The 26423-nt window shown below is 73.7% G+C and carries 24 protein-coding genes; 8 read left to right on the plus strand and 16 right to left on the minus strand.

From position 1 onward, the window contains the following. Window positions 1-210: 210 nt before the first annotated feature. From ACH4S9_RS33575 to ACH4S9_RS33595, 5 genes are all read right to left on the minus strand, one after another. On the minus strand, window positions 211-1149 hold the full coding sequence (locus ACH4S9_RS33575; protein WP_398375351.1) for a phosphotriesterase: 939 nt from the start codon (window positions 1147-1149) through the stop codon (window positions 211-213). Continuing rightward, window positions 1146-1748: a DUF4865 family protein gene (locus tag ACH4S9_RS33580; protein WP_398375353.1), complete on the minus strand. Its 603-nt coding sequence runs from the start codon at window positions 1746-1748 to the stop codon at window positions 1146-1148. The genes ACH4S9_RS33575 and ACH4S9_RS33580 overlap by 4 nt, the downstream gene beginning before the upstream one ends. Window positions 1749-1827: 79 nt before the next feature. Further along, window positions 1828-2412 carry a TetR/AcrR family transcriptional regulator gene (locus ACH4S9_RS33585; protein ID WP_398375355.1) on the minus strand — a complete coding sequence of 195 codons (585 nt, stop codon included), beginning with the start codon at window positions 2410-2412 and terminating at the stop codon, window positions 1828-1830. Between the two features lie 101 nt (window positions 2413-2513). After that, window positions 2514-3056, minus strand: coding sequence for an ATP-binding protein (locus ACH4S9_RS33590; RefSeq protein WP_398375357.1), 543 nt, complete (start codon window positions 3054-3056; stop codon window positions 2514-2516). Between the two features lie 224 nt (window positions 3057-3280). Beyond that, window positions 3281-3610, minus strand: coding sequence for a hypothetical protein (locus ACH4S9_RS33595; protein WP_311723356.1), 330 nt, complete (start codon window positions 3608-3610; stop codon window positions 3281-3283). A 235-nt stretch (window positions 3611-3845) separates the two neighbouring features. Between ACH4S9_RS33595 and ACH4S9_RS33600 the strand changes: the two genes are divergently transcribed. After that, window positions 3846-4991, plus strand: a complete 1146-nt coding sequence (locus tag ACH4S9_RS33600) for a PLP-dependent cysteine synthase family protein (RefSeq protein WP_385343616.1) — start codon at window positions 3846-3848, stop codon at window positions 4989-4991. A 21-nt stretch (window positions 4992-5012) separates the two neighbouring features. On the opposite strand, the gene ACH4S9_RS33605 is transcribed toward ACH4S9_RS33600, so the two are convergent. Continuing rightward, window positions 5013-5498: an SRPBCC family protein gene (locus ACH4S9_RS33605; RefSeq protein WP_311723139.1), complete on the minus strand. Its 486-nt coding sequence runs from the start codon at window positions 5496-5498 to the stop codon at window positions 5013-5015. A 201-nt stretch (window positions 5499-5699) separates the two neighbouring features. After that, window positions 5700-6536: a DeoR/GlpR family DNA-binding transcription regulator gene (locus ACH4S9_RS33610; protein ID WP_311723138.1), complete on the minus strand. Its 837-nt coding sequence runs from the start codon at window positions 6534-6536 to the stop codon at window positions 5700-5702. A gap of 199 nt (window positions 6537-6735) precedes the next feature. Here ACH4S9_RS33610 and ACH4S9_RS33615 point away from each other — a divergent pair, with 199 nt between their 5' ends. After that, window positions 6736-9084 carry a hypothetical protein gene (locus tag ACH4S9_RS33615; RefSeq protein WP_398375358.1) on the plus strand — a complete coding sequence of 783 codons (2349 nt, stop codon included), beginning with the start codon at window positions 6736-6738 and terminating at the stop codon, window positions 9082-9084. Here ACH4S9_RS33615 and ACH4S9_RS33620 read toward each other — a convergent pair. From ACH4S9_RS33620 to ACH4S9_RS33645, 6 genes are all read right to left on the minus strand, one after another. Then, a complete protein-coding gene (locus ACH4S9_RS33620) occupies window positions 9054-11495 on the minus strand; it encodes a right-handed parallel beta-helix repeat-containing protein (protein WP_385343432.1) in 2442 nt (813 codons plus the stop codon). The genes ACH4S9_RS33615 and ACH4S9_RS33620 overlap by 31 nt on opposite strands. Before the next feature lie 173 nt (window positions 11496-11668). Beyond that, on the minus strand, window positions 11669-12271 hold the full coding sequence (locus ACH4S9_RS33625) for a hypothetical protein (RefSeq protein WP_311723136.1): 603 nt from the start codon (window positions 12269-12271) through the stop codon (window positions 11669-11671). Between the two features lie 109 nt (window positions 12272-12380). Then, the gene (locus tag ACH4S9_RS33630; protein ID WP_385343436.1) at window positions 12381-14099 is read right to left on the minus strand and encodes a GAF domain-containing protein; all 1719 of its coding nucleotides are present in this window, start codon (window positions 14097-14099) and stop codon (window positions 12381-12383) included. An 81-nt stretch (window positions 14100-14180) separates the two neighbouring features. After that, a complete protein-coding gene (locus ACH4S9_RS33635; RefSeq protein ID WP_385343439.1) occupies window positions 14181-15077 on the minus strand; it encodes a universal stress protein in 897 nt (298 codons plus the stop codon). A gap of 130 nt (window positions 15078-15207) precedes the next feature. Next, on the minus strand, window positions 15208-15594 hold the full coding sequence (locus ACH4S9_RS33640; RefSeq protein WP_311723353.1) for an ATP-binding protein: 387 nt from the start codon (window positions 15592-15594) through the stop codon (window positions 15208-15210). Window positions 15595-15806: 212 nt separating this feature from the next. Then, on the minus strand, window positions 15807-18188 hold the full coding sequence (locus tag ACH4S9_RS33645; protein WP_398375361.1) for a phosphoketolase: 2382 nt from the start codon (window positions 18186-18188) through the stop codon (window positions 15807-15809). A gap of 171 nt (window positions 18189-18359) precedes the next feature. Here ACH4S9_RS33645 and ACH4S9_RS33650 point away from each other — a divergent pair, with 171 nt between their 5' ends. The 3 genes from ACH4S9_RS33650 (at window position 18360) to ACH4S9_RS33660 (ending at window position 20299) form a co-directional block, all read left to right on the plus strand. Then, window positions 18360-18809 carry a cyclic nucleotide-binding domain-containing protein gene (locus ACH4S9_RS33650; protein WP_311723132.1) on the plus strand — a complete coding sequence of 150 codons (450 nt, stop codon included), beginning with the start codon at window positions 18360-18362 and terminating at the stop codon, window positions 18807-18809. 54 nt (window positions 18810-18863) lie between these two features. After that, window positions 18864-19460, plus strand: a complete 597-nt coding sequence (locus ACH4S9_RS33655; RefSeq protein ID WP_398375363.1) for a TlpA family protein disulfide reductase — start codon at window positions 18864-18866, stop codon at window positions 19458-19460. A gap of 137 nt (window positions 19461-19597) precedes the next feature. After that, on the plus strand, window positions 19598-20299 hold the full coding sequence (locus tag ACH4S9_RS33660; RefSeq protein WP_311723130.1) for a response regulator transcription factor: 702 nt from the start codon (window positions 19598-19600) through the stop codon (window positions 20297-20299). 219 nt (window positions 20300-20518) lie between these two features. On the opposite strand, the gene ACH4S9_RS33665 is transcribed toward ACH4S9_RS33660, so the two are convergent. Beyond that, a complete protein-coding gene (locus ACH4S9_RS33665) occupies window positions 20519-21400 on the minus strand; it encodes an MOSC domain-containing protein (protein ID WP_398375366.1) in 882 nt (293 codons plus the stop codon). A 99-nt stretch (window positions 21401-21499) separates the two neighbouring features. Then, window positions 21500-22000: a DUF6643 family protein gene (locus ACH4S9_RS33670; RefSeq protein ID WP_311723128.1), complete on the minus strand. Its 501-nt coding sequence runs from the start codon at window positions 21998-22000 to the stop codon at window positions 21500-21502. A 249-nt stretch (window positions 22001-22249) separates the two neighbouring features. Here ACH4S9_RS33670 and ACH4S9_RS33675 point away from each other — a divergent pair, with 249 nt between their 5' ends. Next, window positions 22250-23575, plus strand: a complete 1326-nt coding sequence (locus tag ACH4S9_RS33675; RefSeq protein ID WP_398375368.1) for a TerD family protein — start codon at window positions 22250-22252, stop codon at window positions 23573-23575. A gap of 17 nt (window positions 23576-23592) precedes the next feature. Here the strand turns inward: ACH4S9_RS33675 and ACH4S9_RS33680 are convergent, their stop codons facing one another. Then, a complete protein-coding gene (locus tag ACH4S9_RS33680; RefSeq protein ID WP_394816723.1) occupies window positions 23593-24795 on the minus strand; it encodes a glycosyltransferase in 1203 nt (400 codons plus the stop codon). 76 nt (window positions 24796-24871) lie between these two features. Here ACH4S9_RS33680 and ACH4S9_RS33685 point away from each other — a divergent pair, with 76 nt between their 5' ends. Together ACH4S9_RS33685 and ACH4S9_RS33690 are read left to right on the plus strand one after the other, a co-directional pair. After that, the gene (locus tag ACH4S9_RS33685; RefSeq protein WP_398375369.1) at window positions 24872-25678 is read left to right on the plus strand and encodes a glutamate racemase; all 807 of its coding nucleotides are present in this window, start codon (window positions 24872-24874) and stop codon (window positions 25676-25678) included. Window positions 25679-25767: 89 nt separating this feature from the next. Next, window positions 25768-26337: a hypothetical protein gene (locus tag ACH4S9_RS33690; RefSeq protein WP_311723124.1), complete on the plus strand. Its 570-nt coding sequence runs from the start codon at window positions 25768-25770 to the stop codon at window positions 26335-26337. Window positions 26338-26423 lie beyond the last annotated feature (86 nt).

Raw genomic sequence — 26423 nt, forward strand, 5'->3', positions numbered from 1 at the left:
CTTTGCCCCTGGACTCCTGGGGGTCTGGGGCGGAGCCCCAGTTTCGGGAAGGGGCGGGGTGGGGGGCAGCATCGATGTGCGGCTCCGCCGCGTGGCCACCGGACACGGCCCAGACGCTGCCGCAGCGCGGCTTCGCGCCCCGCGGCCCTCAGGCGCACGGCCGCGGTGGCGCGGCCGCGAGCGGTACCACCCGCCGCCCCGGGCCCGGCCTCAGCCCGCCCGCCAGGCAGCAGCCAGGGCGCGGGCCGGGTTGGTGGTGAGCATGTGGCTCACCACCTCGGCCTCCAGGGACAGTTCGAGCCGGGGACGCAGCCGGCGGAGCAGATACGGCATGCCGGGGCCGCCGTTCGCCGACCGGGCCGCGGCCGTGGTCGTGTCACCGCCCAGCAGCAGCTGACCGGCGTACCCGGCGTCCACGAGCGCGGCCAGCACCTCGGGCAGCCGCCAGTCCGTGGCGTGGTTGGCGCGGGACGGCCCGTCGAAGGCGAGGAACGCCCCGGCCCGGGCCGCCTGCCGGTGCACGACCGGGTCCGGCGAGCGATTCAGATGGCCGAGGATCACGCTCCGCGGTGCCACCTCGTGCTCGCCGCACAGCAGCTCCAGTACGTCCAGGGCGCCCGTCCCCAGCTCCAGATGGACGGCGATGGGCGCGCCGGTGCGGTGATGGGCTCGGGCGGCCGCGGCCATGGTGCTGCGGGCGTGGGCGTCGAGGCCGTGGAAGCCGCCGGCGACCTTGATCAGCCCGGCGCGCGGGCCGGTGCCTCCGATGCCGCGCGTCAGCTCGTCGACGAAGAGCTCGGCGAGCCCCTCGAGCACCGCCTCGACAGTGCCCGGTGCGTAGTGCTGTGCCTGGTGCAGGCCCGTCGCGGCCACCAGATGGACGCCGGTGGCCCGGGAGAGCCCGGCCAGCTCGTCCGCCGCCCGCCCCAGGCCGTAGGGCGTCCACTGCACCACCGCGCTTCCGCCGAGCCGGCGGAAGGCCCGCAGCTCGGCGTCTGCCGCGGCCACGTCGGCCAGCTCCTGCCCGGGCAGGAGCCGGCTTTGGAGGAACAGGTGGTCGTGCGCGTCACAGATGCCCAGGGCCTCACCGGGCACATCGCCGAGCACGGTCCGTACGGCGGCTTGCTCCGTCCGCTCGGCCGCGCTCACCACTGGCGTCCGCGCGGCAGCCGCGCCAGGTCCGGCGTGGACAGATGGAGCACCTGGTAGCGGTCACCGGGGGCGTCGGGCGGGGCGGCGTCCTCCCAGAGGGTGAAGTGCAGCAGCTCCCAGCCGCGCGGGTCGATCACGAGGGCCGTCGAGTGCACGCCGTCCGCGCGGGCCGTCCGCCGCACCTCCTCCAGCGCGCCCTCGACCGCGCCCGCGGGACCGCCACCTGACGGGTCGGCGCCCGCCGGGACGGCCGTGGCGTGGCGGGTGGCGGTGCGCGGTACCGTGCCCTGCGCCGGGCCGGGCTCGAAGGCCAGACCCTGCCAGGTCTCGACCGAGGGGCGGCCGAAGTCCCGGACGATGCCCTGGAATCCGGGGCCCCACAGGAAGCGGTTCATGGCCTCCGGGTCGGCCCACAGGTAGAACGGCGCGTACTGGTTGACCGGGGAGCCGTCGACCCCGCGCTCGCGGATGCCGTAGGCCTTCAGCCCGAGCCCCGGGAAGTCGTCCAGCAGTGGGCCCTTCGACTCCACCCGATGCCGGATGATCTTCATGTCGTATTCGGCGGGCAGGGTGATCCGGTACTGCATGGCGTGCACGGGGAACTCCTGTCGTATCGGCGCGGAAGCGCGCGTGACGCACTGAGGGGCATCAAGGCCCAAGAGGCCCCAAGATCCCCTACGAGGCCGACCGCCGGGGCCGCGGCGCGCGGGCGGCGAGCAGGTCCAGCAGGCCCTGGACGGCGCTGTCGAAAGGCGCCGGCGAACCCGCGGCGCGGGCCAGCACATAGCCGCCCTGGACGGTCGCGACGACCGAGGCGGCGATCCGCTCCGGGTCGAGCCCCGCGTCGAACTCCCCGCGCTCCACCCCCTCGGAGACGACCCCGGCCAGCCGCGCGCGCAGCCAGTCGAGCGTCTCCTCCACCGGCTCGCGCAGCGCGGCGTCGCCGATGACGTCCGGATCCATCGTCAGCCGACCGATCGGGCAGCCGCGCAACACCTCCCGCTCCCGCAGCAGATACGCCCGCACGCGGTCATGCGCGGTGCCGGGGCCGGAGAGGCACGCCTCGGCGGTGGCGCGCAGCTGCTCCGCGCTGCGGCGGATGGCGGCGAGCGCGAGGTCGGGCTTGCCGCTGAAGTGGTGGTACATGCTGCCCTGGCCCGCGCCCGCGCGCTGCTGGATGGCCTTGGGGCTGGTGCCCACGTAGCCGCGCTCCCACAGCAGGTCCTGAGTGCTCTCGATCAACCGGTCCGCAGTGCTCATGAACCCACTGTACATACTAGTAAGTACAGATGGGGGCGGCTCCACCCGGCTCCACCGGCCGCCGCCGGGCGGTGCCCCCGGCCCGACCGGGGGCGCGCGGCTCAGTGGGGCACTGCGGAACGGGCGGCGGGGGCCCGCTCCCGGACCCCGGCCGGCGGTGCGGGGCGGGAGAGATCGGTGCGGTCGGGCGGGGCGGTGCGGGCCGCGCCGTGCGCCGCGAAGGGGGACTTGGCGGGGGTGGCGGGCTGCGGCACGGCCAGGGAGAACCAGACGACCTTCCCGCTGCCGTCGTCCCGGGCGTGCATGCCCCAGCTCTGGCTGACCGCCGCGACCAGGGCGAGCCCCCGGCCATGGGTGGCCATCAGGTCGCACTCGGGGACATGGGGCAGCCGCGGATCGTGGTCGCGGACCGAGACCGTCAAGCGGTCCAGCATGAGAACGATCTCCACCGTGCACTGCTTGTCCGGCTGGGCGTGCCGGTGGACGTTGGCGAGCAGCTCGGTGACGGCGAGCGCGGCGGGATCGATGAGCGGATCCAGGTGCCAGTAGCGCAATTGCGCGGACACGATTCTGCGGACCTGCCCGATCCGCGACGGCAGGGCCTGAAGCTCCACCGTGCAATGTCTGCTTGGACGACTGATCACGGCTGCGACTCCCTGAAGAAGTTGGGGCTAGCCTGATTCAGATGCGGGCGTCGAACGCGCGCAGCGGCCACCGTCACCAGTGGTGGCTGCCGGGCGCGACCGGGAGAGGCCGGTTCTCAGCGTCACCGCCCGTTGACCCTCAGTGATACTGGTGTGCGTCCAGGGTCGACCCCCGCGCCCATGTGCGCAACTCAGGGGGTACGTCCCGGCGATGGCCGGGGGCGTCAGCCCTTGGAGGTGTGGCCTCGCGCGCTGCGGATCACGTCGAGGAAGCGGCTGGCGGCGCCGGGCGCGGCGGCCTTGGCCGCGGCGTCCCGCTCGCCCAGGGTGAGGCGATAGCGGGTGCCGTTGACCGTCGCGAGGGCCTGGTCGCCGTCCGCGAACCACGGCTTGCTCGCCTGGACCGACTGCACGGGGGCGCTGTCGATCTCCCGGCCGTAGCTGGTCAGCAAGTGCAGCCTGCCGTCCTTGATCAGGACCTGTCCGGCATGCGTGACCGAGCGCAGAAACCGCTCGATCCGCACCCCGCGGGCGTTGAACTCCGTATCGGCCATGGTGACCGCCTCCCCGGTGACTCTCGCCGGCATGTGCGCCGCTCTCCCAGCCATCTTTCACATTCTCCCTGCTGCGCAGTGTGCCCGGGACTGGCCCGGGATGCCAGGGCGCACAGGTGCCCACTTATGATCCGAAAAGGCCCGAGTGCGCTACTGGGGCCTCAGGATAGGCAAGGAGCGGCGCGTGGAGAGCACAGCGCGAGCGGGCGGCCGGACCGTCAACACCGACACCGACATCCGTCAAAACGTCGACACCTTCGAGACCGTCGATGCGGCCGGGACCGTCGATACCGCCGATGTCGACCGCAGTGACCAAGGCTACCGGGACTGGCTCAAGGAGGCCGTCCGCAAGGTCCAGGCCGACGCCAACCGCTCCGCGGACACCCACCTGCTGCGCTTCCCGCTGCCGGAGCGGTGGGGGATCGACCTGTACCTCAAGGACGAGTCCACCCACCCCACCGGCAGCCTCAAGCACCGGCTCGCCCGCTCGCTGTTCCTCTACGGGCTGTGCAACGGCTGGATCCGCCCGGACAGGCCCGTCATCGAGGCGTCCAGCGGCTCCACCGCCGTCTCCGAGGCGTACTTCGCGCGGCTGATCGGCGTGCCCTTCATCGCGGTGATGCCGCGCACGACCAGCCCGGAGAAGTGCCGCCTGATCGAATTCCACGGCGGCCGGTGCCATTTCGTGGACGACCCGCGGACGATGTACGAGGAGGCTGTCGCGCTCGCCGCCAAGTCCGGCGGCCACTACATGGACCAGTTCACCTACGCCGAACGGGCCACCGACTGGCGCGGCAACAACAACATCGCCGAGTCCATCTACCAGCAGCTGCGCCTGGAGCGCTATCCCGAGCCGGCCTGGGTGGTGGCCACCGCGGGCACCGGCGGCACCTCCGCGACCATCGCCCGCTACATCCACTACATGCAGTACGACACCCGGGTGTGCGTCGCCGATCCGGAGAACTCCTGCTTCTTCGACGGCTGGGTCCACGAGGACGCGGCGGCCTCCAGCGAGCACGGCTCGCGCATCGAGGGCATCGGCCGGCCCCGGATGGAACCCAGCTTCGTGCCCGGCGCGATCGACCGGATGATGAAGATCCCGGACGCGGCGAGCGTCGCGGCCGTACGCGCCCTGGAGCGGGCCATCGGGCGCAAGGCGGGCGGCTCCACGGGCACCGGACTGTGGAGCGCGCTGAAGATCGTCGCGGAAATGGTCGCCGGGGGGCGCACGGGGAGCGTGGTCACGCTTCTGTGCGACCCCGGCGACCGTTATCTCGACAAGTACTACTCGGACGCCTGGCTCGGGGAGCAGGGGCTGGACATCGCGCCCTACGCCGAGACGATCGACGCCTTCCTCACGACAGGCCGCTGGCCGCGATAGCCGCTTCGAACGACCGACCCCTCAGGAGGGCGCCGCGGCGGCCAGTTGGCGGTCCAGCGCGCGCACCGCGTCGCGGAAGGCGCGCCGCAGGCCCGGGCGCAGCAGTCGCAGGGCGCCCCGCAGCGGCGCCACCCCGTCCACCGCGAAGGTGTACCGCACCAGGGAGCCGGTGCCGTAGGGGGAGGGCACCAGCCGCCACTCCTCCAGCAGGGCGCGCAGCCCCGGGATATTGGTCCGGTCCACGCGGTAGGCATAGCGCTCCGCGGGGTCCGCCGCCATGACCGTCTCGGTGAAGCGGGTGCCGCCCTTCAGCCGGATCTCGCGGCCCCTGCCGTCGTCGGTGGAGCGGGCCGCGGCGACCTGGCGGTACCACCGAGGCCAGCCCTCGACGTCGGCCAGCGCCGTGAACACCGCCTCGGGCGGGGCGGCGGCCTCGGCGACGAAGACCAGCCGCAGCGGGGCCGTGCGGACATAGCCGAGACCCACGGGACGCAGACGATGTCTCATGCCGCCCACGGTAACTGGCGCCCCGTCAGATGTCTGCGGCGCCCGACGGCTCGACGGCCCCTCCGCCCGCGCCCCGAGACACGCGCTCCTTTTCCCGCTCAGTCTCGGGGCGCTTCTACGCGCGGGCTTCCCTCGTCGCTGCTCGCTCCTCCGTCGCTGCGCGGCTCCTCAGTCCAGCCCGCACAGCGCCCCGAGACACGCTCACATGGCGGGCTCGCCCGCCACCACCAGCTCCCCGGGCAGATGCTCCAGTATCTCCGCCCGGGCCTTCTCGGGCAGCCCCGGGTCCGTCACCAGCGCGTCCACCTCGTCCAGTGACGCGAAGGAACTCAGGCCCACCGTGCCCCACTTGGTGTGGTCCGCGACCACCACCACCCGCCGCGCCGACCGGACGAAGTGCCGGTTGGTCTCCGCCTCGGCCAGGTTCGGGGTGGACAGACCGGCCTCCACCGATATCCCGTGCACCCCCAGGAACAGCACGTCGAAGTGGAGCGAGCGGACCGCGGCGTCCGCGACCGGACCCACCAGCGTGTCCGAGGGGGTGCGGACCCCGCCCGTGAGTACCACCGTCGCCGCCCCCGGACGCGGCCCCGCCCCGCCGCCCGCGGCCGACCGCTGGGCGTTGTAGAAGACGTCCGCCACCCGCACCGAATTCGTCACCACGGTCAGGTCGGGGACGTCCAGCAGCTGCTGCGCCAGCGCGAAGGCCGTGGTCCCGCCGGCCAGCGCGATCGCCGTGCCGGGCGCCGCCATCGCCGCCGCGGCCTTCGCGATGTCTTCCTTGGCGCTCAGTTCGAGACCCGACTTGGCCTCGAACCCCGGCTCGTAGGTGCTCGCCTCGGCGACCGGTACCGCGCCGCCGTGCACCTTCTCCACCATGCCCAGCCGGGCCAGGGCGTCCAGATCGCGACGGACCGTCATGTCCGACACGTTCAGCTTGCGGGTCAGCTCGTTGACCCGTACCCCGCCGCGCCGTCTCACCTCGTCGAGGATCAGGGCACGCCGCTGCTCCGCGAGGAGATTCTGGTTGTCGCTCACGCGGCCCGTCCCTTCGCGTTCCCATCGGCTTTCATCTGTCTTCATCCGTCCGCGGCTCATCTTCGCATGCCGCGGGGCCACACGATCTCTCCCGAACCCCGGGATCACGATTTCGCCACGCCCGGCGCTGCGGCGTCGGGCCCGCGCCCCGGGGGCACGATCCTGGACGGGACGACCACACCGGGATCGGGGGGACGCGGTGGCAGCGGCGACGCATACGAGTACCGACGCGGCGGCGGAGAACGACGACCGGCCGCCGCCCGACCTGGAGCTGCTGGTCCACGGTGTTGGCGGGGCCACCTCGCAGGAGATGCTCACCGACCCGCGGACCGTGCTGGTCACCGGCGACGAGACCGCGGGGATCTACCGGCGCATCGAGGACACCGACGCCGAGAACCGCCCCCAGGACTACCGCGAGTCACCGGTCCGCGAGGCCTACTGCTGGTCCAACCTCACCTCCGGCAACGGCGCCCGCGCGCTGTGGCTGCTCCTGCTGCCCTTCATGGTCGCCAACCTCGCCCACTGGATGCGGCCCGCCGCCGACCGGCGCGAGCGCACCGTGCGCGCCTACGGCCTCCTGGTGCGGCTGATCGCGCTGAGCCTCACCGTCCTGCTGATCGCCGGGGCCTGTGAGGTGGCGCTTGACCTGGTGGCGTGGCAGTGCGCGGGCTCGCAGCCCTGCGCGGACGACAGGTCCTGGCTGGGCTTCATGTCGCCGCGGGACCACGGCTGGTGGAGCCAGCCCGGCCGCCGCCTCGCCCTGGCCTCGCTCGTGCCCACCGCGCTCGGCGGGCTGTTGTGGTACCTGTCCAACCGCACCTGGAGCGCGTACGAGTCACAGCCCCCGCTGCGCCGGCCGGTGGACGAGTCGGACCCCGCGTCCGGGAACCGCGCCGCGCTGTGCCTGCCCGGCTTCTGGTACGGCCGCCGGATAGTGGCCCGGCTGCGCGCCGCGCACACCGCGGCGAGCTTTCTGACCATCGCCGCCGGCCTCACCGCGGCCACCGCCTCCTACGACCGCGAGCCGGGCGGCAGCGCCCTCCTCGACGCCCTCGGGTGGCTGCTGCTCGCCCTGCTCACCGCGGGCGCCCTGCTCGTGGTGTACGTGGTGTGCCGCCGGGGCCGCAGCGAGACCAGGCTCGACGACGAGCTGGACCGGATCACCACCACCGCCCTGCCCGGCGCCGCGCTCGGCGTGCTCGCCCTGGCCATGCTGTACGCCGGCTGGTCCCGGCCCGGCTGGACCTCCCGGGGGCGGCTGCCGGGCGACGCCGCCTTCGGCGTCCTCGCGCTCGCCCAAGGCACCCTCGTCGTCGCCCTGGCCCTGTGCGCACTGGCGCTGTACCGGGCGGCGCCCGCCGGACGAACCCCGCTGCGCGGCCTCGCCGGGCCGGCCGTGGCGATGCTGGCCTGCGGTCTCGGCGCGGTGCTCTGCGGCGGCGTCGCCCAGCGCGTGGCCGACTGGCTGGACGGCGACGCCACGCCCGGCATGGCCGGGGGCCCCATCGCCGGCCCTCCGGCCCTGCTGTCCTGGCAGGCGGCGGTCGTCCCCGCCGTGCTGTTCGTGGTGCTGCTGGTGGCCCTGTTATTCGCCGTGCGGGTGTGGCGGGTGCGGCGGCGGCTCGTACGCACCGTGCCCGACGGCTACCCCGGGGAGCAGCCCGACGCGGTGCGCACCCGAAAGATCGCCGGGGTGATCGCCCGCGCCGGACTGACCGACTCCGCCCCGGCCATCATCGGCCCCGTCGCCCTGTTCACCCTGCTCCTCGGCGCGGCCGCGGTCACCGGGGCCTGGGCCACCCACCAGGTGCCCGGACGGGCCGCCGAGGGCGGCCCCGCGGCCGTCGAGGCCACGGCCCGGACCGCGCAGGCGCTCGGCTCCTGGCTGATGGGCCTGGCCTTCCTGCTGCTCGTCACCTGGGCCCGCCGCGCCTACCGCAGCCCCTCCGCCCGCCGCACCATCGGCATCCTGTGGGACGTCGGCACCTTCTGGCCGCGTGCCGCCCACCCCTTCGCGCCCCCCTGCTACGCGGAGCGGGCCGTCCCCGACCTGACCTGGCGGATGGAGACCTGGACCCGGCGCCACGGCGGCCGGCTGGTGATCTCCGGCCACTCCCAGGGCAGCGTGCTGGCCGCCGCCGCGGTCTGGCAGGTCGACCGGCGCACCCGCGGCCGGGTCGCGCTGCTGACCTACGGCTCACCGCTGGAGCGGCTCTACGGGCGCTGGTTCCCCGCCTACTTCGGCATGGCCGAGCTGTGCTCCCTGCACGACGAGGTCCGCTGCTGGCGCAATCTGTGGCGGTACACCGACCCGATTGGCGGCCCCATCAGGCTGCCCGACGGCACCGGTCCTGAGGTGGACCACGAGGGGCTCAAGGACCCGCTCGCCTACGGCCGCACCGCCGATCACCCGCTGCCCGCCCCGATCCTCGGCCACTCCGACTACCAGGCCGACCCGGCCTTCGACCAGGAGCGGGCCGGGCTGCTGGCCCGCCTCCCGGGCCAGTCCCCACCGCGTCACAAGAGCTCCGGCAGATCCTCCGGGTAGAGCAGCGTCAGGTCGTCCGTGCTCGGATCGGTCAGCTGTGCCACCCGGCCCGCGTGCCGCTCCACCATGGCCTCGAAGGTCTGCCGGGCGGTGCGGCCGTTGCCGAACGCCGGGCCCTTGGGGATCGCCGTGAAGTACTTCAGCAGCGCCTCTGCCGCGCCCTCGCCGATCCGGTACTCGTGCTCCTCCGCCTGCTGCTCCACGATCCGCAGCAGCTCCTCCGGGGCGTAGTCGCCGAAGGTGATGGTGCGCGAGAAGCGGGACGCCACGCCCGGGTTGACGGTCAGGAAGCGCTGCATCTCCGCGGTGTAGCCGGCCACGATGACCACCACCGCCTCCCGGTGGTCCTCCATCAGCTTCACCAGCGTGTCGATCGCCTCGCGGCCGAAGTCCCGGCCCGAGTCCTCCGGCGACAGCGCGTACGCCTCGTCGATGAACAGCACACCGCCGCGCGCCCGGTCGAAGGCCTCCTGGGTGCGGATCGCCGTCGAGCCGATGTGCTCGCCGACCAGGTCCACCCGGGAGACCTCCACCAGATGGCCGCGCTCCAGCACCCCGAGCGAGGCCAGGATCTCCCCGTACAGCCGGGCCACCGTGGTCTTGCCGGTGCCGGGGGAGCCGGTGAAGACCAGATGGCGGCGCACCGACGCGGCCTTGAGGCCGGCCTGCTGCCGACGCCGGCCCACCTCGATCATGTCGGTGAGGGCACGCACCTCGCGCTTGACGCTCTCCAGGCCCACCAGCGTGTCCAGTTCGCCCAGCACGGCCTCGGACGCGCGCACCTCCACCGGGGCGGCCGGCGCGGCCGCGGCGGCGGGGGCGGCGCCGTCGGAGGTGCGCTGCGCCGGAATGCTGCCCAGCAGCCCGCCCGTCGACGTGGCCGTCTCCACCGCGGGCTTCCCGGCCGCCGCCGCGACCGACCGCGCGGCGGGCGTGGCCGCGCTCTCGTCGCTCGTGCAGTCCTCCACGATCGGACCGGTCTCGGAGAACTCGTAACCGCCGCGCGCGCACCGCTCCGTACGGCACCGGGTCAGGGTGGACCGGCAGCCGTCGATGATGTGGAAGCCGTAGCCCCCGCTGCCGGACACCCGGCAGTTGTCGAAGGTGCCCCGGCCCTCGGCGGACACATAGAAACCGGCCTCGGTGGGGGAGGTGACCGTGGTGCGCTCGACCTTGGGGTCGGCGCCCTTGGTGACGATCACACCCGTCGCCGTCCCGTCGATGGTGCAGCCCGCCAGCGTGCCGCCGCTGCCGTGGTCACGGAACCAGGCGCCGGTGGCCGCCTCCCGGATCCGGCAGTCGTCCAGCTGCGCGGTCGCCCCGTCGCTCACCGACACCGCGGTGTTGCGCACCTGCGACAGATCGCTGTCGACGACGTCCACCCGCGAGCCCCGGTCCAGCACGAACAGCGCGTCGGGCACATCGTGTACCCGGCACGAGTCGAGGACGGCCGTCGCGCCGTCGCTCACCCACACCGCGGGGTAGTCGCCCGTACTCTCGTGCAGCTCACACTGGTTGGCGTCCACGCGGGTGCCCGGGTCCCACACCGACAGGCCGTTGCGCCCGAACCGGCGCACCTTGGAGCGGGTGAGCGTGAGCACCGAACGGGACCGCAGGTCGATCGCGTTCTCCGGGATGTCGTGGATGTCGCAGTCCGCGAGCGTGAGCACCGCGTCCGTGTCGAGGTTGACCCCGTCGGCGGTCGTGCGGTGCACCCGGCAGTCGGTCAGATGCCCCGTGGCGCGCGCCGAGACCTGCACGCCGGCGCCCCTGATCTCGTACACCTCACAGCCGACCGCCTCCAGCGCGCTGCCCTCGCCGGTCAGCGACAGCCCCGCGCCCGAGGCGTGGTGGACGCGGCAGCGCTCGAGCCGCGGATGCCCGCCGCCGCGCACATCGACGCCCGACTGGCCCGCCGCCACCACCTCGCAGTCCTCGAACACCCCGCCCGCCCCGTCCAGCACGCTGAACCCCACGCCCGCCGGATTGTCCACGGTGCAGCGCCGCACGGTGGGCCGGGCGCCGCCGCGCACCTCGATCCCCACCGCCGAGCGGGTCGCCACCCGCACATCCGCGAGCTCCGGGGTGCCGTCCTCGACGAGCAGCGCGGGCGAGGCCGAGTCCTGGCCCTCGATATGCAGATCCTGGATCACCGCGGACGCGCGTATGGTCAGGGCGACGCCGTCGGCCGGGGCGATCCGTACCGAGCCGCGCCCCGAGCCCTCGGGGCCGCGCAGGGTGACGGCCCGGCCCACCACCAGATTCTCGCGATAGGTGCCGGGCGAGATGGAGAGCACATCACCGTCCCCCGCGGCCTCCAGGGCCGCCGAGAGGGAGCCGTACTCACCTGTGCGGCGCCGCCACCGCGACGTTCCGCTGTGCGTCACCTGGACGACCGAGCCCTGTGCCATGGTGCTGTTGTGCCCCCACCTCGTGCGTATGCCGGCTGCGTGCGACTGTGCCGCTGTGCTGTGAAAGCCCCACCGTAGCGTGCGCGGAGGGCGGTGCGTTGACGCGGCCGTGGCCGGAACGCTCGGCTCCGCTCCGCCGTTTCAGCGCGGTGCCACGCCGTGGCACACGGCCGTCAGCTTCCGGCCCCCGCCCGGCCCCAGTCCTGGCCGGCCCGTTCCCAGGCGATGTCCCACTCGGCGTACCGACGGCGCATCAGCCGCCATACGACCAGCCGCCGGGTGCCCTCGAACAGCCCCGCCACTCCCGCCCCCGCGGCCGTCCCGGCCAGCACGGCGTGGGTGGCTGCGGTCGCCTCGTCCAGCGGGCGGCTCGCCGGCCGGCCCTGGCCGTCCGTCCAGAGCCGGAACTGTTCGCCGGGGTCGGCGCCCGGGTGGGTGCCCAGCGCCCCGGAGTGCTTGCTGCCGTCCGGCCCGGTCCAGCGGGCGAACACCCGGCGGTGCGCGTCACGCGACGAGGCGGTCTCCGGATCGGAGTCGATACGAGGGTGCGGCAGGACCTTCACCACGGTCGCCGTGACCAACTGCCGCTGCTCCCGCTGCTCCCGCACCGTCTCGCGCAGCGCCCCGTGCGTGAGCGAGCCCGTCACCCAGCCGACCGCAGGGGCCACGAGGACGATGAGCACCACGGCAAGCAGCGCCGCCCAGGCCTCGGCGAGGTCCGTCCCGCGGCGCAGCGGGTTGCGCCGCCAGCGCCACAGTCCACGGATCGTCCGCATGCTCACGCACCCCCTTCCCCATTCGTGGATACCGCATGACGGGCCGGAAATACGTGGATTCGTCGAAGAGAGAGCAATATCACGAGGTCGGGCCCTCCGTCGCGTAAGCTCAGCCGGTTGCCAGGGGTACCCGCCACACCAGCCGCGTACCTCCCGCCTCGGGCGCCTCGATGTCCAGCGTGCCGTCGTGGAGCCCGGCCCTGGAGCGCATGTTGACCAGGCCGCCGCTGGGCGCGCTGCCGCCCATGCCCACGCCGTCGTCGGCGACCACCAGGGTGAGCCCCACCCCGACGCTCAGCCGTACGTCCACCCGCCGCGCCCGCGCGTGCCGGGCGGTGTTGCTGAGCGCCTCGGCGAGCACCGCCAGCACCTGGTCGGCCACTTCGTCCGGCACATCGGTGTCGACCGGGCCCTCCACCACCAGCGCCGGGGTGAAGCCGAGCACATCGGACGCCGACCGGATGGCCTTGGCCAGGCGCCGCCGCAGACCGCCGGCCTCCGCGTCGCCGTCCCCGACCACCCGAAGCGCGAAGATCGTGGAACGGATGATCTTGATGGTCTCGTCCAGGTCGTCCACCGCCCGCCCCACCCGCTCCACCGCCTCGGGGTGCTCGATCAGCCGCCCCGCGCTCTGGAGCGTCAGCCCCGTCGCGAACAGCCGCTGGATCGCCAGGTCGTGCAGATCGCGGGCGATCCGGTCACGGTCGTGACGCAGCGCCAGCCGCTCGGACTCGGCCCGGTGCCGGGCCAGTTCCAGGGCCAGCGCCGCCTGCGCCGCGAAGCCGGAGAGCAGTTCCACCTCGTGGTGGTCGAACGGCGGGCGCCCGGCGAGCCGGCACAGCCGCAGCGCCCCCGAACTCCGCTCGCCCGCGACCAGCGGAACGGCCACCAGCGGGCCGAACTCCCCCTCCCGGGCCGGGATCGGCCAGGCCCGCGGATCGCCCCGTACGTCGCCGCTGGCAGCCGGCCGGCCCGTGCGCGCGGCCAGCCCGGCCAGCGACCCCTCCGACGGCACCACCTGCCCGCCGAGCCGCTCCGCGTCATGGCCCTCGGCCACCTCCACCAGCAGGCTGCCGGTCCCCTCGACCGGCAGCAGCACCGCCGCCGAGTCGGCCAGGGACACCTGGAGGGCGAGGCGGGCGATCAGGCTCAGCGCCTCGCCCGAGGGGGTCCCGGCCAGCAGCGTCCGGGTGATCACACCCGACGCCTCCAGCCACTGCTCGCGGCGCCTGCTCTCGTGGTACAGCCGCGCGTTGTCGATGGCCACGCCCGCCGCCACCGACAAGGTGGTCAGCACCGCCTCGTCCTCGGGGTCGAAATCGGCGCCGCCGCGCTTCTCGGTCAGATACAGGATCCCGAAGACCTCGTCGCGGACCCGGATCGGCACCCCCAGGAACGAGTGCATGGGCGGATGGTGCTCCGGGAAGCCCCGGCTGGACGGATGGGCCGCCAGATCGGTCAGCCGCAGCGGCTGCGGACGGCGGATCAACTCGCCGAGCAGACCGTGGCCACCGGGCAGCGGCCCTATCCGCCGCGCCAGCTCCTCGGATATCCCCACCGGCAGAAACTCCGACAGCCGGTGCTGGTCGACCACGCCCAGCGCGCCGTACTCGGCGTCGGCCAGCACCACCGCGGCCTCCACGATCCGCCGCAGCACCTGCTCCAGATCCAGCTCGCGGCCGACGTTGAGCACCGCCTCGAGGAGGTTGTGCGTACGGCCCTGCGTGGCGCGCGCCGCGTCGAGCCGCGCCTGAAGCTCGTCGATGAGCTGGTCCAGACGCAGTTGGGGCAGTGCCGGATGGCGCCCCTGATCCCCAGTGCCCGACACCTGGCCTCCGTCGTGCCCGTCAGCCGCTTCAGGGCAGCCTAGCGCCTGCCGTCGAAGGGGGCGCAGGGTCGCCGGGGCCGGTCAGGTCTGCGGGACCACCGCCACCGGGCAGTGCGCATGGTGCAGCACCGCGTGGTTGACCAGGCCCAACTGCATGCCGAAGTGGCCATGGCGCCGCCGCGCCCCCACCACCAGCAGGTCGGAGTGCGCCGACGCGTCCAGCAGCGCCTTGCGCGGCGAGGCCTCGACCACGCGGTGCGCCACCGGCACGGGCGGCAGCGCCGCCGCCGAAAAGCCGCCCAGCGCCTCGTCGAGCAGCTCACCGGCGCGCCGCGCCCGCTCCTCGGGGTTCCCGGGCTCCCCGGCCGCCTCGGCGGCCGCGTAGCGCCAGGCGTGCACCGCCTCCAGCTCACAGCCGCGCAGCCGCGCCTCGCGGAGCGCGAAGGCGTTCGCCGCCGCGCCCGAGGCGTACTCGGGCCCGCCGGGGCGCTCGCGCTCGGCGATGCCCACCGTCACCCGGTTCAGCCGACCCTGCACATTCTCCGGGCGGCCGCGGACCACCACCACCGGGCAGTGCGCACGGGCCGCGATCCCCAGCCCCACCGAGCCCAGCAGCAGCGACGCGAACTCCCCGCGCCCCCGCGAACCCACGACCACCGCGTCCGCGCTCTGCGCGGCGCGCAGCAGGGCCGTCACCGCGTCGTCGGCCGCCACATCCGTCATCACCTTGAGCGTCGAGGAGCGCCGCCCCGCCCGCTCGGCGGCCATGGCCAGCACGGTCTCGCTGCGGATGCGCTCGGCCGGGCGGTCCGGCGAGCCGGCGGGGATGTACCCCTCGTAGCGCTCCCACAGGGACGCGTGCACGATGCGCAGCGGCACTTGGCGCCGCGCGGCCATGTCGGCCGCCCAGTCCAGCGCGTCGAAGGCGGCGTCCGAACCGTCCACCCCCACCACGACGGGAAGCTCCACCGCGCCCACCGCCTCTCATGTCAGCACATGGATACGTTCCTTCCCATTGTCCCGCTGGAAGCCGGTCGGGCGAGGCGGGGCAGGCCGGCGTGCGTGGCGGGAGGTGGCGGGGGTGCCGCGGGAGACAGCGGGGGAGTGCTCAGCGCAGCCGCATCGCGAGCGTCACCACGGCCCCGACGGCGCCCGCGCTGACCGCGAGCCGGTCGGTGACCAGGCGGGTCAGCCACAGCCCGCGTCCGCTGGTCGCCCCGTCCAGGCCCGGCAGGATCCGGGGGATGACGTCTTCGGAGAAGCCGGGGCCCGAGTCGCTGATCCGGCACTCCAGCTCGTCACCGACCCGCCGCAGCAGCAGGCTTCCCTCCCCGCCGGCGTGCTCCACCGCGTTGGTGGCGATCGCGTCCACGGCCAGGACGAAGTCGCCCCGGCGCGCCTCGGCCAGCCCGGCCCAGGCGGCGCACTCCTCGATCTGCACGCGCAGCAGCGGCAACTCGCGTGCGGTGAAACGGCGCTGGAGCAGACGTTCCATGGCTCGATCGGCGGACCACAGGCGGGTTTGCGCCGGCACCGGTGCCTCCTGTTGACGAGTGCGAGTGACAGCAGGGTCGATGAAGCAGCCGAGGGTACGGGCCTTGGGCCGCCCGCGCACGCCGAGACCGAGATTGACGATTCGGGCATCGAACACTTACCGGAAGTGGACGATCGGTGCCCGCAATCTGCTCACCCGCATTCTGCTTGGGGTCAGCCGGGCCAGCTCCATTCCGCCACCTCCGGCATGTCCTCACCGTGCTGCCGGATCCAGGCGTGGTGCCGGTGGCGCATGTCCTCCATGGACTGGCGCAGCCCCGCGGCACGGACCGCGAGCCCCGGCACCCGGTCCAACACGTCCATGACCAGCCGGTAGCGGTCGAGGTCATTGCGCACGACCATGTCGAACGGCGTGGTCGTGGTGCCCATCTCCCGGTAGCCGCGCACATGGATCCGCGGATGGACGGCCCGCCGGTAGGTGAGCCGGTGGATCAGCCACGGATAGCCGTGGTACGCGAAGATCACCGGCCGGTCGCGGGTGAACACCGCGTCGAACTCGTGGTCCGTCAGACCGTGCGGATGCTCCTGACGCGGCAGCAGCTTGGCCATGTCGACGATGTTGACGACCCGGACCGCCAGCTCCGGCAGACGGGTGCGCAGCACGGACGCCGCCGCCAGCGCCTCCTGGGTGGGCACGTCCCCCGCGCAGGCCAGCACCACCTCCGGCTCGCCGTCCGGTCGCTCCGTCCCCGCCCACTCCCAGATGCCGAGGCCTCGCGCGCAGTGGTCGCGGGCCTGCTCCAGGCCGAGCCAGTCGAAGCAGGGCTGCTTGCCCGCCACGACCACATTGACGGCGTCCCGGGTGCGCAGCACATGGTCGGCGACGCACAGCAGGGTGTTGGCGTCGGGCGGGAGGTAGACGCGCACCGTCTGCGGGTCCTTGTTGAGGATGTGGTCGACGAACCCGGGGTTCTGGTGCGAGAAGCCGTTGTGGTCCTGCCGCCACACATGCGAGGTCAGCAGGTAGTTCAGGGCGGCGATCGGCGCCCGCCAGGGGACGGTACGGGCGGTCTGGACCCACTTGACGTGCTGGGACGCCATGCTGGCGACGATGTCGGCGAACGCCTCGTACGAGGAGAACAGGCCGTGCCGCCCGGTCAGCAGATAGCCCTCGAGCCAGCCCTGGCACAGATGCTCGGACAGCACCTCCATGACGCGGCCGTGCGGCCCCAGATGCTCGTCCGTCTCCACCGTCTCGGCCTGCCAGGCCTTGTCCGTCACGGCGTACACGTCCTGAAGCCGGTTGGACGCCGTCTCGTCCGGCCCGACCAGGCGGAAGTCGCGGCGCTCGGCCGTGTCGGCCATCACCTGGCGCAGCATCCCGCCGAGCACTCGCGTCGGCTCGTGCAACCGGGTGCCCGGCTTGTCCACGGCGACGGCGAGGCCGGCCAGGTCGGGCAGCGGCAGCTCGCGCAGCAGCCGGCCGCCGTTGGCGTGCGGATTGGCGCCGAGCCTGCGGTCGCCCGCCGGCACACAGGCCAGCACCTCGGGGCGCGGGCGGCCGTCGGCGCCGAAGAGCTCGTCCGGGCGGTACGAGCGCAGCCACCGCTCCAGCTGTCGCAGCCGCCCGGGATCCTCCCTGACCCTCGCGAGCGGCACCTGATGGGCCCGCCAGGTGCCCTCCACGGGCACCCCGGCCACCTCGGCCGGGCCGGTCCAGCCCTTGGGCGTGCGCAGCACGAGCAACGGCCAGTGCGGCCGCCGCCGCGCCCCGCCGCCCTCCCGCGCGGCCTGCTGGAAGGCCGCGATCCGGTCCAGCGCGACGTCCAGCGCCGCCGCCATGTCGTGGTGCGTCCGCTCCGGGTCCTCGCCGGCGGCTGCGGTGACGTACAGCGGCTCGTGGCCGTAGCCGCGCAGCAGCTCGTCCAGCTCGCCCTCGGGCAGCCTGGCCAGGACGGCCGGATTGGCGATCTTGTAGCCGTTGAGGTGCAGCACCGGCAGGACGGCGCCGTCGTACACCGGATCCAGGAACTTGTCGGCGTGCCAGGACGCGGCGAGGGCCCCCGTCTCGGCCTCCCCGTCGCCGACCACGCAGACGACCACCAGACCGGGATTGTCCAGCGCCGCGCCATAGGCGTGCGCGAGGGAGTAGCCGAGCTCCCCGCCCTCGTGGAACGAGCCGGGCAGCTGCGGCGCGGCGTGGCTCGGCACCCCGCCGGGCGTGGAGAACTGGCGGAAGAGACGGGCCATCCCGGCCAGGTCCCGCCCCACGTCGGGATACAGCTCCCCGTACGTGCCCTCGAGCCAGGCCCCGGCGAACACGGCCGGCCCGCCGTGGCCCGGGCCCCAGACGCACACCGCGTCCAGGTCGCGCGCCGAGATCACCCGGTTCAGATGCGTGTAGACGAGGTTCAGACCGGGACAGGTGCCCCAGTGGCCCAGCAGCCGCGGCTTGATGTGCTCCGGGCGCAGCGGCTCCGCCAGCAGCGGATTGGCGGTCAGATAGATCTGGCCCGCCGCCAGGTAGTTCAGCGCGCGCCAGTGGGCGTCCAGGCTGTGCAGCTCGCGGTCGGTGAGCGTGGCTTGCGGTCCCATGCGTGCCTCCGCGTGGTACCCGGCCCGGGCCGTTCGCGCGGCACCGGACCTCAAGGACCCACCTACGACGATGCCACAAGCGGCGCCCGGCCGCCCTTCGGCCCGTCCGCGCGGTCCGCGCCGAAGGGCGGCCGAGGGGCGCCGAGCAGCGGGAGACGGCACAGTGAGGTCATGATGGGACTTCTCAGCCCGCTGAAGACGGAGCACCGCGACCGGCTGATGGCGCTCGCCCGCGAGGTGTCCTTCCCCTCGGGCGGCCGCATCTTCGAGGAGGGCCGCACGGCCGACCGCTTCTGGATCATCCGCACCGGAGCGGTCACCCTCGACCTGCACGTCCCCGGGCGGCGCGCCGCCGTGATCGAGACCCTCGGCCCCGGCGAGCTGATCGGCTGGTCCTGGCTCTTCCCGCCGGACACCTGGCACCTCGGCGCGGAGGCCCTCAGCCCGGTGCGCGCATACGAATTCGACGCGGAGGCGGTGCGCAGGCTGTGCGACGAGGACACCGAGCTCGGTTACGCGCTCGCCCTCGCCTGCGCCCAGGTGATCGGGCGCCGGCTGCAGTCCGCCCGCACCCGGCTGCTGGACCTGTACGGACCGTATGCCGGCGGCATGTCGCCCTGAACGGACCGGGGACCCGCGCGCCGAGGCGCACCCGCGACCTGCGAAGCTGACCACATGAACACCCGTCATCTCGCCTCCGGTTCGGCCGCCGTACTGGCCGCCGCCCTCTTCCTGTCGGCCTGCGGGACAGGAACGGGCTCCTCCGGGGACGACACCTCGAAGTCGGGTGGCGGCAACGAGGTGATCAGCAGCTACGCGCCGGGCGAGCGCGAGCAGGTGCACGGGATCTCCGGCAAGACGCTCGACGGCAAGCCGCTGGACCTCGCGGACTACAAGGGCCACGTCGTCGTGGTCAACCTCTGGGGATCCAATTGCGGGCCGTGCCGGGGCGAGGCGCCCAATCTGGTGAAGGTGGCCAAGGAGACCGAGGCCGAGGGCGTACGGTTCGTCGGCATCAACACCCGGGACCCGAGCCGGGAGGCGGCCATCAGGTTCGAGGAGGAGTACGGCGTCCCGTACCCCAGCCTCTACGACCAGATGGGCAGGATCGTGCTCAAGCTCCCCAGGGGCAGCGTCAACCCGCAGGCGATCCCCTCGACCATCGTCCTCGACCCCGACGGACGGCTCGCCGCCCGCGCGCTGGCGCCGCTCAGCGAGCGGGATCTGCGCAGGGTGCTGCGGCCGCTGATCGCGGAGAACAAGCGGGCCTGAAGCGGCCCGCGAGCGGGCGTTCGCGGCGGCCGGAGGGCCGAACGGCCCTTACCCCGCGCGGCGTCGGGGCATAAAGCTGGGCGGCGGATCACGGCCGGCGCGCCCCGCGCGCCACTGAGGGAACGGAAGGAGAAGCGGTGGCTTCGACAGCCGACCCCGTGGGGCCCGCCGAGCGCATCGGGGTCTTCCTGCTCGACGACCACGAAGTGGTGCGCCGCGGGCTGCGCGACCTGCTCGACTCGGAGCCCGATCTGTGCGTGGTGGGGGAGGCGGCCAATGCGCGCGAGGCCATCGCCCGCGCCCCCGCCGTCCGGCCCCGGGTCGCGGTGCTCGACGTACGGCTCGGCTCCTCGGCCGACGGAGGCGACCACGAGGGGATCGAGGTGTGCCGCGAGCTGCGGGCCCGGCTGCCCGGACTGGCCTGTCTGATGCTCACCTCCTTCGACGACGACGAGGCGCTCTTCGACGCGATCATGGCGGGCGCGGCGGGCTATGTGCTCAAGCAGATCAACGGCTCCGACCTGGTGTCCGCCGTCCGCACCGTGGCGGGCGGCCGGTCCATGCTCGACCCGGGCGCGACCGCGCGGGTGATGGCCCGGCTGCGCGGGCCACAGCCCAGCGTGCCGGTCGAGCTGGAGCGGCTGTCGCCGCGCGAGCGGGAGATCCTGGAACTCATCGGCGAGGGGCTGACCAACCGCCAGATCGCCGAGCGGCTGTTCCTCGCCGAGAAGACGGTCAAGAACCGCATCTCGGCGATTCTGTCGAAGCTCGGCGTGGGACGGCGCATCCAGGCCGCGGTCATCGCCGAGCGCATCAGGGACCGCCGCGCCGCCGAATGACGTCGCGTGGGGCGCGAGGCCGACTCCCCTTCCGGCTCCGCGCCCCACGCCGCACGGGGCCGCGCCCGTCCGGGTGGCTCCTCACCGCAGTGGAGTGAGAGCCGGCGCGGCCCCCGTGGCGAAGGTGGTTCCCAGGCGCTGGTGATGAGCATCGGCGAGCGGTGTGCACACCAGGAAGGGGCCGAACGGCCCTGATGGCCGGGCCGGACGGGGCCATCGCTACTCGAGGATCTCCACCGCGTCGCCCACCCGCAGCGTTCCGATGCCGCGGCCCTCCCCCAAGAGCGCGGCCCGGCCGGGGAGTTCGGGGAGCTCCGGGACCAGATTCTGACCGAAGAAGAGCTCATCACCGAAGCGCCGGTGGCGGGCCAGCGTACGCAGCGGCTCCTTGCCGCGCTGGGCGGTCTCCTGGTCGGTGGTGGTGATCACACACCGGGCACAGGGCTTGGGGACCCGGAAGACAACCTCGCCGATCCGTATCCGCCGCCACGTGTCCTCGGCCCACGGCGCGGTGCCCTCGACGACCACGTTCGGCCGGAAGCGGTTCATCGGCAGCGGACCCTCGTCAGGGTGATCCCCCTGGGCGATGAGCGAGTTGAGCGCGTCCAGCGACGCGGTGGTGGTGAGCAGCAGGGGAAACTCGTCGGCCAGGCTCACGGTCTCGCCCCCGTGCGCGAACTCGGGCGTGAGCGGCCTACGGCGCGACGGATCGTCCAGATGGACCAGGCGGACCGGAGTGCCCAGAAAGCCGCTCAGCCACTCGTCGGCCGCCGCGCCCGCCGGGACCACGTCGACCGCCTCCTTGTGCAGCCACACGGTCGACACCGCCCCCGTGGCGCCCCCGGGCCCGGGCACGGCGACGGTCAGCGGCTCATGCGCGGGCGCGCCGAGCCGGATCCCGCCACCCGGCAGCGGTTCGGCCGAAACCAGTGCCATCCTCGCCTGCTGACGCTGAGTCACATACTTGCCGCCGGGCTCGACGACCATCCACCGCCGGTCTCCGGCGAGCCCCCACGGCTCGACGACCGCCTCATGAGGAGCCGTCCCCGCGACCGACTTGACGGGGTACACATGGACGGCGCTCAGCACTGGGTTGACCATGAGGACATCTTGCCAGCGAGGTCCGACAGCGCCCAGCCCGAGCCACGACACGGACCCGGCCGCCGTGCCCGGGCCCCGCCGCGTCGGGCGCTCAGTGGCTCAGTAGCCGGGCCCCGGCTGCTGCGGCCGCCCCGGGTACTGCTGGCGGCCGTAGGGGTCCTCGTACGGCGAGGGAGCGGGAGCCGCCGGCCGGGGTGCCGCGGGGCGCGGCATGGCCGGGCGCATCGCCTCGTAGCCCGAGGGCGCCGCCGGACGCTGCTGCTGCGGAGGCTGCTGCTGCCCTCCCGGGTAGCCGCGCGGACCCGCCGCCTGCGGCGGGATGTACGGCGAAGGCGCCTGCTGGAGCCCGGCGGGCTGCGGCTGACCGCCACCCCCCTGGTACCCCTGCGAGGGGTTGTACTGGGAGGGCGCGGCCGGCAGTGCCGGCAGCGCGGAGGGGAGCGCCGGGAGGTGGCTGCCGGTGTCGTACGGCGGGGCCACCCGGATGGGCGCGATCTGCGGTGTCCCCCGCTCGGCGACGAGGCTGTCGTAGATCGGGGTGTCCGGGAAGGACGACGAGGAGTAGTAGCCGCTGCCGTAGCTACCGCGGGGGGAGGTCATAGCCCATAAGTTAAGCCCACGATGTGCCGATTGGGGAGTCCGGTAAGAAGGTTGTTTTACCCGCTGGGAGCGGCTTGGGTTCCCCAACCCGAGCGAACCAGGGAAAAACGGTCGCAGGGTACGTTGAGATCCTGTAAAGAGCGCGTTTTCGGCGGGTTACCGGCCGCGGTCCGCCGATCGGGTGGACCTCGGGCCCGGTGGCCCGGCCGGGGGCCCTGATGAACGAATGAAGAAAGGCAGGGGGACAGCATGGCGATGCGCAAAGGCAGCAATGTTCCGGTTCCGGCGTCGGCGGTGCGGGTCGAACTGGGCTGGCGCACCGGCCCGGGGGTGCCGGATGTCGACGCCTCGGCGCTGCTGCTGGCATCCGGAAAGGTCCGCTCCGACGCGGACTTCGTCTTCTACAACCAGCCGGCACACTCCTCGGGCGCCGTGCGCCACGAGGGCAAGCGGACCGCCGGTGACACCGTGACCGACACGCTCGCGGTGGACCTCGACCGGGTCGAGCCCGCCATTGAGACCGTGGTGCTCGCCGCGTCTTCGGACGGCGGACACTTCGGCCGGGTCCCGGGCCTGTTCATCCGGGTGCTGAACGCCTCGGGTGGCGCGGAGATCGCGCGTTTCGACAGCGAGGACGCCACCGTCGAGACCGCCTTCGTGTTCGGCGAGCTCTACCGCCGGCAGGGCGCGTGGAAATTCCGGGCCGTCGGCCAGGGTTACAGCAGTGGACTCGAGGGCCTGGCCACGGACTTCGGCATCAGCGTCGACGAGCCACAGCACACCCCCGCCGCCCCGGCCGCGGCCCCCGCGCCCGTACCGCAGTCCGCGCCACTTCCGCCCATGCCGCCCGCGCCGCCCGTCGGGGCCGCCGTGCCGCTTCCGCCGCCGACGGCGCCCGCCTACCCGGCCGCCGCGCCCCCGGCCCCCGCCGCCCCGGTGAGCCTGTCCAAGATCACCCTGACCAAGGAGGCCCCCTCCGTCTCGCTCACCAAGCAGGGGGGCACCTCCGGTGCCATGCGGGTGAACCTCAACTGGCAGGTGCGCAAACAGTTCAAGGGCTGGGGCCAGAAACTCGGCAAGGCCATCGCCATGCACGGGGACCTCGACCTCGACCTGGGCGCGCTGTTCGAGCTCGCCGACGGCAGCAAGGGCGTGGTGCAGTCGCTCGGAAACTCCTTCGGCTCGCTGCACCAGCCACCGTTCATCCACCTCGACGGCGACGACCGTACCGGCGCCCAGGCGTCCGGCGAGAACCTCACCATCAACCTCGACCACAAGAACGCGTTCCGCCGCATCCTCGTCTTCGTCACGATCTACGAGGGCGCCCGCAGCTTCGCCAATCTCAATGCCACGGTCACCCTCCAGCCGCAGCACGGCGCGCCCATCGACTTCTCGCTCGACGAGTGCACCGTCCCCTCCCCGGTCTGCGCCCTCGCGCTGATCACCAACAACGGGGGCGACCTCGTGGTCCAGCGCGAGGCCCGCTACCTGGTGCCCGAACGTGGCGTCAGCCCCCAGCGCACCCTCGACTACGCCTACGGCTGGGGCATGAACTGGACACCCGGCCGCAAGTGAGCGAGTGAGACGTGCCGTCAGGGCGCGGCGCCGGGGCGGGCGTAGGTCCGCCCCTTCCACGCCGCGCCGCGCCCCTGATAGTGCCGCACCGCCGAATCCAGGGTCATCAGCAGATACAGCAGCGCCGTCACCGGCAGCAGCGGGGCCAGCCACAGCGTCTGCCGGTAGTAGCGCAGCATGGGGACGTATGTCGCCGCCATCAGCGCCCACGCGGCGGCCCCCGCCGCCCACAGCGCCGGCCGGTCCGCCACCAGCCCCGCGCACAGCGCCACCGGGGGCACCAGGTACACCAGCGCGAGCCCGGCCACCGTGGCCACCAGCAGCGGCGGGCTGTGCCGCAGCTGTGCGTAGGCGCTGCGCGAGACCATCCGCCACAGCTCGGCGAGCCGCGGATAGGGCCGCACACTGTCCACCCGGTCCGCGAGCCCCAGCCAGATCCTTCCGCCACCGCGCTTCACCGCCCGGGCCAGCGCCACGTCGTCGATGACCGCGTGCCGGACCGCCTCCGGGACCCGGGCGCGCTCGGCCGCCTCCCGCCGCAGCAGCACACACCCGCCCGCGGCCGCCGCCGTCCGCGCCCCCGCCCGGTTGACCCACCGGAACGGATACAGCTGCGCGAAGAAGTACACGAACGCCGGGACGATCAGCCGCTCCCAGACCGTCGCCACGCGCAGCCGCGCCATCTGCGACACCAGGTCGAGCCCGGAGCCACGGGCCGCCCGCACCAACTCGCGCAGGGAGTCCGGCTCATGCGCGATGTCCGCGTCGGTCAGCAGCAGATACTCGGTGTCCGGGCGGGCCCCGGCGAGCGTCATGCCGTGGCGCACCGCCCACAGCTTGCCCGTCCAGCCCGGCGGCGGCTCGCCCGGCGAGTCCACGGTCAGCGGCAGCCCGCCGTGTTCATCGGCGAGTTCACGGGCCAGCTTGCCCGTGTCGTCCGTACTGCCGTCGTCGACGAGGAAGATCTCCACCGGCCCCGGATAGTCCTGCGCCAGCAACGACGGCAGGCTCACGGGGAGGACGGCGGCCTCGTCCCGGGCGGGGACGACGACGGCCACCGCCGGCCAGCACTCCTCGTCGTCGAGGTTCGCCCCCGGTTCGCCACCGGGGTCCGCCGGTTGGCCGCCGCTGGGCAGCCGGATGTCCGTACGCCAGAAGAAGCCCTGGCCCAGCAGCAGCCAGACCCAGACGACAAGTGACCCGACGGCGATCCACGTCAGCGCGTTCACCGTGGCAGTCTGCCCGACCGGGTGCCCGGCCGCCGGGCGCTCCGGGGCGATCCATTAAGGTGACCGGGTGAAGATCGCGCTCATGGACTCCGGAATCGGCCTGCTCCCGGCAGCGGCCGCGGTGCATCGGCTCAGGCCGGACGCCGATCTCGTCGTCTCCTCGGACCCCGACGGCATGCCCTGGGGACCCCGTACCCCCGAGGACGTCACCCAGCGCGCGCTGGCCTGCGTCCGCGCCGCGGCCGCGCACCGCCCCGACGCGGTGATCATCGCCTGCAACACCGCCTCCGTGCACGCCCTGCCCGCGCTGCGGGCCGAGCTGGAGCCCGCGCTGCCGGTCATCGGGACCGTACCCGCGATCAAGCCCGCGGCGGCGGGCGGCGGACCCGTCGCGATCTGGGCCACCCCCGCTACCACGGGCAGCCCCTACCAGCGCGGGCTCATCCGTGACTTCGCGGACGGGGTCGGCGTGACGGAGGTGGCCTGCCCGGGGCTCGCCGAGGCCGTACAGCACGCCGACTCCGCGGCGATCGACGCGGCGGTGGCCGACGCCGCGGCCCGCACCCCGCGCGACATCCGGGCCCTCGTCCTGGGCTGCACGCACTACGAGCTGGTCGCCGACCGCATCCGGGCCGCCGTCCAGCCGGCCGACGCACCGCCGATCGCCCTGCACGGGTCCGCCGGGGCCGTCGTCGCCCAGGCCCTGCGCCGGATCGGCGCCGCTGCCGCGCCCGCGGCGGGGGAGGCCCCGTCGGCCCTCTCCCGGGGACGGCTCACCGTCATCCTCAGCGGCCGCGAGGCCGTCCTGCCGGACGTCGCCCTGGCCTACACCGAGGGCCGTCTACTGGCGCCCGAACCGCTGGCCCGGGGCTGACACCGGCCCGATCGTTCCGAGGCTGTCCTTCCCGGCGTCCTTGCGGCCATCCTCTGCCGGGGTAGCGGAACGTGAGTACCCTGCCAGCTATGGGGCACCACGGCGAGGGCGACGAGCGCGACGAGCGGGCGGCGACCGGGCAGCCGCCCGAGGTCTGGACGGGACGTGCGCACAACCGCGCCCAATGGGTGCTGGCCGCCGGCGGCGCCGCCTGTGTGGCGCTCGGTATCGACCTGGCCGTCGACTCTCCCTGGACCTCGGGTCTTGCCCCCCTCCTGATGTCCGTGATCGGCTGCCTCGCGGCCGGGCTGTTGATGCTCTTCGGCACCCTGGCCTTCGTCCATGTGGCCGTACGGGTCGACGAGGAGGCCCTGGAGGTGCGCTGCGGCCACATCGGGCTGCCGCGCCGCCGCATCCCGCTCAACGACGTGGTCCACGCGGACTTCGCCCCCCGGGTCACCCCGTGCCAGTGGGGCGGCTGGGGCTACCGCTGGCGCCCCGAGAAGGGCACCGCCGTGGTCGTGCGCCGCGGTGAGGGCCTGGTGCTCAGGCTCGGCGACGGCCGGATCTTCACCGTCACCGTGGACGACGCCGAGGCCGCGGTGCGCGTGATCCGCCACCGTCTGCGCGGCATCGCGGCCGGGGCCTCGCGGGCCTAGGCCCCGTCCGGCGGATCTTGACGCCTGTGGCGGGCCCACGCGGCCGAGCCGCACATGGGCAGGGGCTCGACACTGCGGGAAGGGGC

This window comes from Streptomyces sp. NPDC021225 (genome assembly GCF_044332865.1).
Taxonomy (GTDB): Bacteria; Actinomycetota; Actinomycetes; order Streptomycetales; family Streptomycetaceae; genus Streptomyces.